Genomic DNA, 12,643 nt, shown 5'->3' with positions numbered 1-12,643 from the left:
GTGGACCTCGAGGTCCCGGCGACGACCCTGGCGGCACTGCTGCTCGGCACCGCCCGGGCCGCCGGCTTCGTGCTGCTGTCGCCCCCGTTCGCCTCCCGCAGCATCCCGGCCCCCGTGAAGGGCGCGCTGGCCCTGGCGCTGTCGGTGGCGCTGTTGAGCCGGATCGCCCCCGGGCTGCCCGAGCCGACGGCCGGTTTCCTCGTCGTCGGCGCGATCACGGAGGTGGTCATCGGCGCGGCCCTGGGCTTCGTCGTCCAGCTGCTGTTCGCCGCCGTCCAGTACGCCGGCGACCTCATCGACACCTCCGGCGGCTTCACGATGCAGCCGTCCTACGACCCGCTGTCGATGACGACGACCGGGGCGATCGGCCGCCTGCACTACCTGCTGGCCACCACGCTGCTGTTCACCAGCGGCGGCCACCTGCTCATCGTCCGCGGCTTCGCCACCTCCTACGAGGGGCTGCCGGTCGGGGGCGGCGTGCCCACCGACCAGCTCGCCCAGGTGCTGATCACCGCCCTGTCGATGATGTTCCTGGCCGCGCTGCAGATCGCCGGACCCCTGGTGGCGGTGCTGCTGCTCGCCGACGTCGCGCTCGCGCTGCTCAGCCGGGCCGCGCCGGCGCTGAACATCTTCGCCTTCGGCTTCCCGGTGAAGATCATGCTCACGCTCGCCCTGCTGGGCCTGACCTTCCCGCTGCTGCCCGCGGCCCTCGACTCACTGGTGGACGCCGCGGCGCGGGCCATGGTCTCCCTGCGGAGCGGGTGACCCGTGGCCCAGGACGGACCCGGCGGTGAGAAGACCGAGGACCCGACTCCGAAACGCCTCAGGGAGGCGCGCAAGGACGGGCAGATCCCCCGGACCCAGGAGCTCGGCACCTGGATCGGGGCGGCGGCGGCCAGCGTGCTGCTGCCGATGCTCGTGGGCAACGCCTTCGACGGGGTGGCGGAGCTGTTCGTGCAGGTCCGCGGGATCGCCGCCCACCCGGAGGTCAGTGCGGTCTCCGCCCTGCTCGGCCAGGCGCTGAGCACCTTCCTGACGACGGTGCTGCCGATGGCGCTGGCCCTCATGGGCATCGGCGCCCTCGCCACGGCGGCCCAGGGCGGGGTGACGGTCTCGACCAAGTCGATGAAGCCGACGCTCGCGAAGCTGAACCCGTTCCCCGGGATCAAGCGGATGTTCGGCGCCCACGGCGCGTGGGAGGCCGCCAAGTCGGTGATCAAGACGGTCGCGCTGGCGGTCGTCGTGATCATGACCAGCGACCGGGCGCAGGACCTGGTGTCGTCGTCCGGGTCGCTGCCGCTGTCGGCGATCGCGGCCACGTTCACCGACTCCGCCGTCCTGATGTTCCGCGTCGTGGCGGTGACCGGCCTGGCCATCGCGGTCATCGACTACATCGTCGTGCGCAAGCAGATCATGAAGAAGCTCAAGATGAGCAAGTACGAGATCATGCAGGAGCACAAGCAGTCGGAGGGCGACCCGCACGTGAAGGGCCAGCGCCGCTCCGCGCAGCTGGCGATGTCGCGCAACCGCATGATGAGCGAGGTCGCCACCGCCGACGTCCTGCTGGTCAACCCCACCCACGTGGCCGTGGCGCTGAAGTACGAGCCCGAGCGCGGCGCCCCCCGGGTCGTGGCCAAGGGCGCCGACGAGCTGGCGGCGAAGCTGCGCGAGCGCGCCGCGGAGGCGCGGGTGCCGATGGTCCAGGACATCCCGCTCGCGCGGGCCCTGCACTCCTCCTGCGAGCTCGGCCAGGAGGTGCCCACCCAGCTGTTCACCGCGGTGGCCCGGGTGCTGGCCTTCGTCATGCAGCTGTCGGCCCGCGGCGTCCGGGGCGGGCTGCACCGGCCCGGCTTCGAGGCGCCCGACGTCGAGGGCCTCCCCAAGGCCGGCCGCCGGCGGGTCCCGGCCGGCTGACCCGCTGGGACACCTGTGACGGGTGGGGCGGACGGCGCTGCCGCGGTGCCCCACTCAAGCCGAACTGCCGATGAGTTGACTCGTGCAGAGACTGACGAAGGCCGCCGTCCCCATCGGCGTTGTGGCCATCGTCCTCATGCTGGTCGTGCCGCTGCCGTCGGCGGTGCTGGACCTGCTGCTGGGCTTCAACATCACCGCCGCGCTGCTGATCCTGCTGGTGTCGATGCAGATCAAGCGGCCGCTGGACTTCGCGGTCTTCCCGTCGCTGATCCTCATCGCGACGCTGTTCCGGCTGGCGCTGAACGTCTCCTCGACGCGCCTGGTGCTCTCCGACGGCTACGCCGGGAAGGTCATCGAGGCCTTCGGGCACTTCGTCATCGGCGGCTCGCTGATCGTCGGCCTGGTGATCTTCGTGATCCTCACGATCATCCAGTTCGTCGTCATCACCAACGGTGCCGGCCGCGTCGCCGAGGTCGGCGCCCGCTTCACCCTCGACGCCATGCCCGGCAAGCAGATGGCGATCGACGCCGACCTCAACGCCGGGCTGATCAACGAGGAGCAGGCCCGCAGGCGCCGCTTCGAGGTCACCGCCGAGGCCGACTTCTACGGCTCGATGGACGGTGCCTCGAAGTTCGTCAAGGGCGACGCGATCGCCGCCATCATCATCACGCTGATCAACCTGATCGGCGGGTTCGCGATCGGCGTCATGCAGCTGGGCATGGCTCCTGGCGACGCCGTCTCCACGTACTCGCTGCTGACCGTCGGCGACGGCCTGGTCTCGCAGATCCCCGCGCTGCTGCTGTCCACCGCGACCGGCATCATCGTCACCCGCTCGGCCTCCGAGGGCGACATGGGCAGCGACCTGATCGCCCAGCTCGGCCGGTTCAAGCAGCCGGTGCGGATCGCCGGCGGCGCGGCCATCGCGCTGTGCCTCATCCCCGGCCTGCCCAAGCTGCCGTTCCTGGTCATCGGTGGCCTGTTCCTGCTCATGGCCGCCCGCATGAAGGAGGCCCCCGCCGAGGACGCGGACGTCGCCGTGCAGGCCGGCGCTGCCGACGAGCCGCGGCCGGACTCCCCCGAGGCGATCGCCGAGAAGATGCGGGTGGACCCGCTGGAGCTCGAGGTGGCCTTCGACCTGGTCGACCTGGTCGACACCGCCCGCGGCGGCGACCTGCTGGACCGGGTGAAGGCGCTGCGCCGGAAGGTCGCGATGGACACCGGCCTGGTCATCCCGCTGGTGCGCACCCGCGACAACCTGGACCTGCCGGCCTCGCAGTACGTCATCTGGCTCAACGGCGTCCCGGCCGCCAAGGGCATCTCGCCGGCCGGCACCGTGCTGGCCATCGGCGACGCCCTCGACGGGCTGCCCGGCAAGCCCACCCGCGAGCCGGTGTTCGGCCTGGCCGCGAAGTGGGTGCCGGTCGAGCTGCAGCGGCAGGCCGAGATGGCCGGCGCCACCGTCGTCGACCGCTCCTCGGTCATCACCACCCACCTGGCCGAGGTGGTCCGCCAGCACGCCGCCGAGCTGCTCGGCCGGGAGGACGTGCGGCTGCTGGTGGAGACCGTCCGGCGCACCCACCCGGTCGTGGTCGAGGAGCTCACCCCGGCGCTGCTCACCCTCGGCGAGATCCAGCGGGTGCTCCACGGGCTGCTCGACGAGAACGTCTCCATCCGCGACCTGGTGCGCATCTTCGAGGCGCTCTCGGTGCGGGCGAAGGTCGGCACCGACGTCGACGGGCTGGTCGAGGCCGCCCGCTCGGCGCTCGGCGCGGCGATCAGCCACCCCTACGTCACCCCCGACGAGCGGCTGCACGTGCTGACCCTCGAGCCCGCGTTCGAGCAGCGGCTCCTGGAGGCGGTGCGGCACAGCGACGCCGGTCAGGTGCTCGCGCTCGACGCCGGCACGGTCGACGCGCTCGTCAACGGGTGCACCGGCCTGCTCGACGACGCCGAGCGGCTGGGGCTGGCCCCCGTGCTCGTGTGTTCCCCGCAGGTCCGGGCCGCCCTGTCCCGCCTGATGCGTCAGATCCTCCCCCGCCTGCCGGTGATCTCCTACACGGAGGTCTCCCGGACGGCCCAGATCGAGTCACTGGGAGTGGTGAACGGTGCCGTTGCCGTCCGTTGAGGCCGCCTCGCGCGAGGCCGCCATCGCCGCCGCCCGCGAGAAGTACGGCTCCTCCGTGCGGATCGTCGGGATCCGCCGGGTCCGCACCGGCGGGGTCATGGGGTTCTTCACCACCGAGCGCTACGTCGCCGAGGTGGAGGAGATCGCGCCCACCCCCGTCGAGCGCCGGCCGGCCTCCCGCGCCGAGTCCGCGGCCCGCATCGAGGCCGCCCTGCGCCGTGCCCCGGTGCTGCCCGACCCCGTCGACGAGGTCGCCGGGCTGCTCGCCGGGGACGACGAGCCGGCGGTGGGGCTGTACTCGCGCAGCGCGGCCCGCCCGGCCACGGACCGCCGCGCGCCGCGGTCCGGTGGGTGGCCGGCCGCCGCACCGGCCCGCGCCACCGCGCCGGAGCCCGCCCGTGCACCCGCCCGTGCGCCCGAGCCGGCGCGTGCCGCCGCGCGGGCCGCAGCGCCCAGCCGGACCGCCGCTCGGGTGGACGTCGCACCGGAGCCCTCGCCGTTCACCGCCGCCCTGGCGCAGATGGTGGCCGGGGACGTCGACGTGCGCGAGGCGGTCGACGAGGCCATCGCCGCGGTCGCCGCCGCGGCGCCCGCACCCGCGTGGGAGCCGGCCGCCGAGGACGCCTGGTCGGAGGTCCCCGAGGAGGCCCCGGGACGGGAGCCGGTCGCCGAGGTGGCGCCCGCCGCTCCGTCCGTTGCCCCGCCTGCGACCGCCGCGTCTGCACCGGTCGCCCCGCCTGCGGCAGCCGCGTCTGTCCCGGTCGCGCCGCCGGCTCCCGTCGCCCCGGCCGACGAACCGACACCGGTCGTCGCCGAGCACCCGATCTCCGCCACGCTCTGGGGCCCCGCGCCCGCGGCCGCCCCCGCGCCGTCCGTGGCCGCCCCGGCACCGGCTGCCGCCCCGGCGCCGGTCGACGTCCCGGCGCCCGCTGTCGCGTCGGCCGCCCCGGTCACCACCGACGTGCCCGCCGCGCCGCCGGTCGTCGCCGAGCCGGTCGTGGCCGCGGAGGTGCCGCCGGCCGCGACGCCCGTCGCGCCGGAGCCGCCGCGCGTTCCCGACTGGGTGCACGAGCCGGACTTCAGCACCGGCCCCATCACCTCCCGCGAGGAGGCGATCGCCGAGGTCCTGCGAGCCGCGCTCGCGCACGACACCTCCGACGCGGCCCTCACCCAGCTCCTGCGCGGGGTGCTCGCGGACTCGGCGGCGCACGAGGAGACCGTCGGGCAGGACGCCGACGCGTACGCGTACACCGACGGCTACCTCGACGACCACGCCTTCGCGGAGGCGCACACCGCCCGCATCCCGGCCTACGTGGACGCCGAGGCCGAGGCCGACGAGTGGGAGGTCGTCGCCGAGGTGCTCGCCCCGACCGCGAGCGATCCCGCCCCCCTCCCCCTGGACGCCACCACCGTCCTGCCCCCGCTGTCGCTGCTGCCGCCGCCGGCGCCGGGCACCGCCCTCGCCGTCCCGCCGCTGCTGTCCCGCCCGCCCGTGCCGCCGGCGATCCGCCGTCCGGGCGCCGGCGGGCAGGTCGCCCGCACCTCGGGTGCCACCTCCGGGCTGGCCACGGTGACCCGGCTGCCGGTCGACAAGCGGGCCGCCTCCTGGCGCCGCAGCGCGCCGATGGTCGTGACGTCGGTCCGCGAGGACCCGCACGGCGGCGCCCCGGTTCCCCCGGGCCCGGGTGCGGCCGAGCAAGCAGTCGTCCGCCGGCTGCTGGAGCTCGGCGTCCCGGAGCGGCTGCTGGGCGGCGACTTCGCCGCCGACGTGGCCCGGCGCGGCACGTACGCGGCGCTGACCGGGGCCCTGGCCGCCGGCCTGCCGACGCCGCCGGCGCTGCCCAGCGGACCCGGTGAGGTGCTGCTCGTGGTGGGCCCGGGCGTCGAGACCCTCGCCGCCGCCCGCTCGCTGGCCGCCACCCTGCGGCTGGACGCCGAGCGCCTGCAGTGGGCCTCCCGCGGCGACCTGGCCGCCCTCGCCCCGCAGGGCAACCGGATCAGCAGCATCGATGCCGCGCTCGAGCGCAAGCAGGAGATCGACCGCTCCGGCACGCTGACGATCGTCGCCGTCGACGCCCCGATGCGCGCCGGCAGCAGCACCTGGCTGGAGCAGCTGGTCGCCGTCTTCGCCCCCGCCGGGGTGTGGGCCGTGGTCGAGGCCACCCGCAAGCCCGAGGACGTCGGCCCCTGGCTGGACGGCCTGGCCCGGGTCGACGCGCTCATGGTGCAGGACACCGACCTCACCGCCGACCCGGCGGCGGTCCTCTGCCGCACCGCCACGCCCGTGGCCCTCCTCGACGGCGCCCGCGCCACCGTGCACCGGTGGGCCTCCCTGCTGTGCGAGCGGCTGGAGACCCCGGGGAGATGAGCCCGCTGCGCTGGGACGTGCTCGCGGTGGGGCTGCTCCTCGCCCTGCCCGTCCTGGTCCTCGGCGTTCGCGGCGACCTCGGCATGGACCAGGTCGCCGTCCGGCTGCCGTGGTGCCTGGGCGCCGCGTGGGCGGCGGTCGCGCTGCTGCGCTGGGCCGGCACACCGCGTCGTCCCCCGGCGGCGGCGAGGGATCGCGAGCCGGAGCCTCCCGCGTCCTGACCCGCTGTCCCCGCCGCTCTTGCGGTACTTCGCACACCCTCGCGGTCGTGCAACGCCGCAAGAGCGGGCGAGGCACCGCAGGTGTCCGGGGCCTTGTCCACAGAAACCGGCAGCTCAACCGCCTGACCCGGGATGTGGGTGAGGCTCCGGACGTGAACGAAACCGAACCGTGGCCCGGCCTGCTCCGCCGGGTCGACGCCCTCGCCGGCGGCCTCTCGGACGGCGAACTGGCCCGGCTGGTCCGCCGTGGCGACCTGGAACGCCTCCAGCGCGGCGCATTCCTGAGCGCGGGAGCGGCCGTCGACCGCCACCGCGCGGGGGTGGTCGCGACCGTCGCCGGGCTGCGTCGCCCCGGTGTGGTCAGCCACGCCTCGGCCGCCGTCCTGCACGGTCTGCCGCTCTGGCGCGTGGCCACCTCTCGGGTGCACCTCATCCGCCGGCCGCCCGCGGCGGGCAGCGGGAGCGCGCGCGTGCACCTCCACGTGGCCCGGCTCCCCGAGGAGCAGGTCACCCTGGTCGACGGCCTGCTCGTCACCGATCCGTCCCGCACCGTGGTGGACCTCGCCCGGACCGTGCCCTTCGAGTCCGCCGTGGTCACCGCGGACGCGGCTCTCGCCGCCGGGGCCGTCTCCGTCGCGTCGCTGCGTGCGCGGCTCGCCGGGATGGGCGCTGTCCCGGGCGTGCGCCGGGCGGCGCGGGTGCTGGAGTTCGCCGACGGGCGCAGCGAGAGCGTCGGGGAGAGCCGCAGCCGTGTCCTGATCCGGCGGCTCGGCCTACCGGCGCCGGATCTCCAGGTCCGGGTCCACCACCTGGACGGCGACCTGATCGGCCGGAGTGACTTCGGGTGGCACGAGCACCGGATCCTGGCGGAGTTCGACGGCCGGGTGAAGTACGGGCGGGCCCTACGTCCGGGGCAGCATCCCGGGGACGTCGTGTTCGAGGAGAAGCTCCGCGAGGACGCGATGCGCGACGCGGGCTGGGAGATGGCCCGCTGGACGTGGGCGGACCTGGATCGCCCCCCGGTGGTCGGCGCCCGCCTGCGCCGGGCCTTCGCGAGGGGCGCCCGCGCCGGGTGAGCGCACTGTTGCGGTCTTCCGTCCCCTCTCGCGGTGTTGCTGCACCGCGAGAGGGGAGGAGACACCGCAGGAGTCGCGAGGCGGCGCCGGGCGGCGCGGGGCACTCAGAGCGGGATGTCCTCCAGCATCTCGGTCACGAGAGCCGCGATCGGCGAGCGCTCGGAGCGGGTCAAGGTGACGTGCGCGAACAGCGGGTGCCCCTTGAGCTGCTCGACCACCGCCGCGATGCCGTCGTGCCGGCCCACCCGCAGGTTGTCCCGCTGGGCGACGTCGTGGGTGAGCACCACCCGCGACCCCGAGCCCAGCCGCGAGAGCACGGTGAGCAGCACGCCGCGCTCCAGCGACTGCGCCTCGTCGACGATCACGAAGGAGTCGTGCAGCGACCGGCCCCGGATGTGGGTCAGGGGCAGCACCTCGATGAGCTCGCGCCCGGCGATCTCCTCGAGGACCTCCTTGGAGACCAGCGCGCCCAGCGTGTCGTAGACCGCCTGCGCCCAGGGCGACATCTTCTCGCCCTCACTGCCCGGCAGGTAGCCCAGCTCCTGGCCGCCGACGGCGTACAGCGGGCGGAAGATGACCACCTTCTTGTGCGCCCGCCGCTCCATCACCGACTCCAGGCCCGCGCACAGCGCCAGCGCCGACTTGCCGGTGCCGGCCCGCCCGCCGAGAGAGACGATGCCGATCTCCGGGTCCAGCAGCAGGTCCAGCGCGACCCGCTGCTCGGCCGACCGCCCGTGCAGGCCGAACGCCTCGCGGTCGCCGCGGACCAGCCGCACCTGCTTGTCCGGCGTGACCCGGCCCAGCGCCGACCCGCGGGAGGACAGCAGCACCAGCCCGGTGTGCGGGGGCAGCTCGGCCGCCGTCGGCACGTAGACCTCGCCCTGGTCGTAGAGCGCCGACAGCTCGTCGTCCTCCAGGGACAGCTCGGCCATCCCCGTCCAGCCGGCGTCCACGGCGTCCAGGGCCCGGTACTCGTCGGTCTCCAGACCGACCGCCGCCGCCTTCACCCGCAGCGGGACGTCCTTGGTGATCAGGCAGACGTCGCGCCCCTCCGCACGCAGGTTGAGCGCCACCACCATGATCCGGCTGTCGTTGCTGTCGTTGCGGAAGCCGGCCGGCAGCACCGACGGGTCGCTGTGGTTGAGCTCCACGTGCAGGGTGCCGCCCTCGTCGCCCACGGGGACCGGCGCGTCGAGGCGACCGTGGGTCACCCGCAGGTCGTCGAGGAGACGCAGCGCCTGCCGGGCGAACCAGCCGAGCTCGGGGTGGTTGCGCTTGTCCTCCAGCTCCCCGATCACGACGAGCGGGAGCACCACGTCGGAGTCGCCGAGGCGCAGCAGCGCACCGGGGTCGGAGAGCAGGACGGAGGTGTCGAGGACGAACGTGCGGCGAGTGGTCACGAGTCGACTCCCGTGGGGCGCTGTCTGCGCCCCGGCTCGAAGGCGGCCGGGCCCCGGCACAGGGGCCGGGCACCGGCCCCTCTGGTCGACGAACGCTGTCGCACCAACCGGGCCTCCCGTGGACGACGAGGTGAGCTCGTCGTCCACCGCGGACGTTAGGCCCGGGAGGTGACAGGAACGTGTCGAAACGGCGTCGTGTCACCCTGACGAGGCACCACGCGCACCAGCCGCATCAGCGCGACCGGCGGGGGCGGACGGCGACCAGCGCCCAGGTCAGCGGGACCAGCAGCACCGGCCACTGCAGCCGGAGGTCGCCCACCCACCACAGGCCGCCGACCAGGAGGACCGCCAGCCAGCCCGCCGTCCACAGGCCCAGGTCGCGGGCCTCTTCGGGGTCGTGGGACGCCATGCGATCAGGCGGCACGCAGCTCGGCGGTGACGGCGGCCGGGGTCAGCGGCTCGTCCAGCAGCCGCACGAACCGGTCGGCCACGCGCTGGCCCGCCGGCCGCGCGTCCAGCCACGACGAGAGCAGGTCGAAGCCCTCGACGTAGGTGGTGATGTAGGCCCGCCACAGCGGGTGGGTGAGGAAGCGCAGTTGCTGGCGCGCCCGGTCGGCGCTCACCAGCGACCAGCGCTGCAGGTATGCCACGACCTCGTCGGCGTCGGCGCCCCGGTCGTGCAGCAGGGCGGCGGCGTCCTGGCGCACCCGGTTCAGCGGGGCGGCCGCGGCCGCGACCCGCTCGGCGAGGTGCCCGTCGAGGCGCAGCCCCAGGTCGCCGAGCACCTCGGCGGCCCAGGGCCCCCAGCCCTCGCCGATCGAGGCCTGCACCCCGAGGTCGGCCAGCCCCTCGGCCATCAGGCACTCCGGGGTGTTGACCAGGAAGACGGTGTGCTCCACCCGGTCGGCCCGCTCGACCAGCCCCTGCTCCTTGCGGCAGTGCTCGGTGTGGTGGCCCGGGTAGGACTCGTGGGCGACCAGGTGCGGCAGCTGGCCCAGGCGGTGCGGCAGGTCGGCGTTGATCGCCACGCGGGAGCGGTAGTCCCCCTCGTAATAGTTGAAGCCCGACCACGGCTTGTCGGTGACCACCTCGTACCGGACCGTCTCGGCCTCGGGCAGCCCGTACTCCCCGCGGACCTCGTCGCGCAGCGCGCTGGACAGCGCGTGCACCGCCTCGGCCAGCCGCTCGGGCGGGCACTCCTCGCGACGCCGGTACGCCGCGTACCGCTCGGCGAGGGTCCCGCTGCCGGGCAGCAGGGCGTCGAGCTCGGCGTGGGCGGCGGCGTAGGCCGCGGGGTCGCCGAGGGTGAGCTCGACCTGGAAGTAGCTGGCCACCTCGTCGAGGAAGGCCACCGGCTCGCCGCTCATCTTCCGGGCGCTGCACTCCAGGCCGACCAGCTGGCCGCGCAGGAACTCCGCCCGGTCCGCCGGGAGGCCGGAGGCACCCAGTTCCCCCAGCAGCGCGCGGGCCTGGTCGCGCAGGGCCTGCGGGGTGGGCGCCGGCTCGTCGTCCACCGCGGCCCGGACGCGCGGGTCGCCGGTGTAGGCGTCGACGAAGCCGGACTCCAGCCGGTCGAACCGCAGCCCGAGCTCCACGTAGGCCTGGGGGACGTCGAGAGGTCGGGCCGCCATGAGCAGGGAGTTTCTCAGCTGCCGAACCGACGGTGCCGCGCGGCGTAGGCACGCAGGGCGCGGAGGAAGTCCACCCGCCGGAAGTCGGGCCAGTAGACGTCGGTGAAGTGGAACTCCGAGTGCGCGGTCTGCCAGAGCAGGAAGCCCGACAGCCGCTGCTCGCCGCTGGTGCGGATGACCAGGTCGGGGTCGGGCTGGCCGCGGGTGTAGAGGTGCTCGGCGATGTGCTCGACGTCGAGCACGCCGACGAGCTCGTCCAGCGACGTCCCGCGCTCGGCGTGCTCGGCCAGCAGCGAGCGGACAGCGTCGGCGATCTCGCGCCGTCCGCCGTACCCGACGGCGAGGTTGACCGTCGCCCCCGGCCGGTCGCGCGTGGTCTCCTCCGCCTGCTTGAGGACGGCGACGGTCTCGGCCGGGAGGAGCTCCAGGGCCCCGACCGGGCGCAGCTGCCAGCGCCGGTCGGGCGCGGCGAGGTCCTCTGCGACGCCCTCGATGATCCGCAGCAGCGGGACGAGCTCGGGCTCGGGCCGGGACAGGTTGTCGGTGGAGAGCAGGAAGAGCGTGACCACCTCGACGCCCGCCTCGTCGCACCAGCCGAGGAAGGCGGCGATCTTGTCGGCTCCGCGCCGGTGGCCGGCGTTGGGGTCCTCCAGCCCGATGGCCCGCGCCCAGCGGCGGTTGCCGTCGACGATCACCCCGACGTGGCGGGGGATGTCGGCGCCCACCAGGGCCCGGGCCAGCCGGCGCTCGTAGATCTCGGTGAGGACGTCACGCACCCACTGCCGAACCCCCACGAGGCGTCACCCTAGGCCCCTCGCCCGGGCGCTCCGGGCACCCGTCAGCGACCTGCACGAAAGGCCCCCGGGAGCTTCGGGCAGCTCACGTGCGCGCCCCTGCGGGTCCACCTACGGCTGCGTAACCTCGGGTCATGAGCGCTCTCCCCGACAACCGTGAACCGGTGCGGATCGAGGCGGACGGCGCCGAGTTGCAGGCCCCCCGCGGCCAGGCCGTGAGCGCCGTCCTCGAGGAGGGCGAGCGCGTCGAGCAGACCTGGACGGCGGCGGACTTCGCCGACGACGACTGGGACCACCCCGACACCCGCCCGCGGCTGCGCGGCTGGCTGCACCTGTTCGCCTTCTTCGGAGCGATCGTGGCGGGAGCCGTGCTGGTGCCCCTGGCCGCGGTCCTCGGCGCCCGCTCGGGGTTCTCGGTGGCCCTCTACTGCCTGACCATCTGCGGCCTGTTCGGCATCAGCGCGCTGTACCACCGGCGCCGCTGGTCACCGCGCGGCTGGAAGATCATGAAGCGGCTCGACCACTCGATGATCTTCCTGTTCATCGCGGGCACGTACACGCCCTTCGCCCTGCTGGCCGTCGACCAGCCGACGGGGTACTGGATCCTCGCCGGGGTCTGGGCCGGTGCGCTCGCCGGGGTGTTCCTCAAGCTGAGCTGGCCGACCGCGCCGCGCTGGGTGGGGGTGCCGCTCTACCTCGGCCTCGGCTGGGTGGCCGTGTTCATCCTCACCGACATCCTGCACATCGCCGGCGTGACCTCGCTGGTGCTGCTGGCGGTCGGCGGCCTGCTCTACACGGCCGGCGGCGTCACCTACGCGATCAAGAAGCCGAACCCGTGGCCCGGGGTGTTCGGCTACCACGAGGTCTTCCACGCGATGACGATCGTGGCCGCGATCTGCCACTACATCGCCGTCTACTTCGCCCTCTACAACAGTCCGTTCGTCTGAGCGGGGGTCCGGAGGACCCCCCGAAGACGAACGGGACGTGAGCCGAGGCGGAACCCGCGGCGTGAGCCGCGGTCCGGCGGAGCGGGAGCCCGGAGGGCTCCCCGACGTCGGACGGGGCCGGCTCGACGCCACCGGGGCACGGCACCTGGTCGCGGTGCGGTCCGGAG

11 protein-coding genes are annotated in these 12,643 nt (G+C 74.5%); 7 read left to right on the top strand and 4 right to left on the bottom strand.

What is annotated here, in order from left to right:
* The 6 genes from fliR (at position 1) to ACI784_RS04565 (ending at position 7,704) form a co-directional block, all read left to right on the top strand.
* Positions 1-765, top strand: a complete 765-nt coding sequence (gene fliR, locus ACI784_RS04590) for a flagellar biosynthetic protein FliR (protein WP_457012624.1) — start codon at positions 1-3, stop codon at positions 763-765.
* A gap of 3 nt (positions 766-768) precedes the next feature.
* Positions 769-1,914 carry an EscU/YscU/HrcU family type III secretion system export apparatus switch protein gene (locus tag ACI784_RS04585; RefSeq protein ID WP_457012623.1) on the top strand — a complete coding sequence of 382 codons (1,146 nt, stop codon included), beginning with the start codon at positions 769-771 and terminating at the stop codon, positions 1,912-1,914.
* 82 nt (positions 1,915-1,996) lie between these two features.
* Positions 1,997-4,039, top strand: coding sequence for a flagellar biosynthesis protein FlhA (flhA, locus tag ACI784_RS04580; protein ID WP_456921699.1), 2,043 nt, complete (start codon positions 1,997-1,999; stop codon positions 4,037-4,039).
* Positions 4,020-6,407 (top strand): hypothetical protein, encoded by a 2,388-nt coding sequence (locus tag ACI784_RS04575; RefSeq protein ID WP_457012622.1) that lies wholly within the window; start codon positions 4,020-4,022, stop codon positions 6,405-6,407. Before flhA ends, ACI784_RS04575 begins: the two co-directional genes overlap by 20 nt.
* Positions 6,404-6,628: a hypothetical protein gene (locus tag ACI784_RS04570; protein ID WP_456921697.1), complete on the top strand. Its 225-nt coding sequence runs from the start codon at positions 6,404-6,406 to the stop codon at positions 6,626-6,628. Before ACI784_RS04575 ends, ACI784_RS04570 begins: the two co-directional genes overlap by 4 nt.
* 152 nt (positions 6,629-6,780) lie before the next feature.
* Entirely contained in the window at positions 6,781-7,704 is a 924-nt protein-coding gene (locus tag ACI784_RS04565) for a type IV toxin-antitoxin system AbiEi family antitoxin domain-containing protein (RefSeq protein WP_457012621.1), read from the top strand.
* A 104-nt stretch (positions 7,705-7,808) separates the two neighbouring features.
* Here the strand turns inward: ACI784_RS04565 and ACI784_RS04560 are convergent, their stop codons facing one another.
* The 4 genes from ACI784_RS04560 to ACI784_RS04545 form a co-directional block, all read right to left on the bottom strand.
* Entirely contained in the window at positions 7,809-9,104 is a 1,296-nt protein-coding gene (locus ACI784_RS04560; protein ID WP_457012620.1) for a PhoH family protein, read from the bottom strand.
* Between the two features lie 232 nt (positions 9,105-9,336).
* Positions 9,337-9,513 (bottom strand): hypothetical protein, encoded by a 177-nt coding sequence (locus tag ACI784_RS04555; RefSeq protein ID WP_456921694.1) that lies wholly within the window; start codon positions 9,511-9,513, stop codon positions 9,337-9,339.
* Between the two features lie 4 nt (positions 9,514-9,517).
* Positions 9,518-10,735, bottom strand: coding sequence for a DUF885 domain-containing protein (locus ACI784_RS04550; RefSeq protein WP_456921693.1), 1,218 nt, complete (start codon positions 10,733-10,735; stop codon positions 9,518-9,520).
* 14 nt (positions 10,736-10,749) lie between these two features.
* Positions 10,750-11,529 carry an isoprenyl transferase gene (locus tag ACI784_RS04545; RefSeq protein ID WP_456921692.1) on the bottom strand — a complete coding sequence of 260 codons (780 nt, stop codon included), beginning with the start codon at positions 11,527-11,529 and terminating at the stop codon, positions 10,750-10,752.
* 134 nt (positions 11,530-11,663) lie between these two features.
* Here ACI784_RS04545 and trhA point away from each other — a divergent pair, with 134 nt between their 5' ends.
* Positions 11,664-12,476, top strand: coding sequence for a PAQR family membrane homeostasis protein TrhA (gene trhA / locus ACI784_RS04540; protein WP_456921691.1), 813 nt, complete (start codon positions 11,664-11,666; stop codon positions 12,474-12,476).
* The last annotated feature ends 167 nt before the right edge of the window (positions 12,477-12,643 follow it).

The sequence above is a fragment of the Geodermatophilus sp. SYSU D01186 genome, from assembly GCF_054050215.1.
The sequence above is the reverse complement of the archived record's forward strand: the minus strand, read 5'-3'. Positions and strand labels throughout refer to the sequence as shown.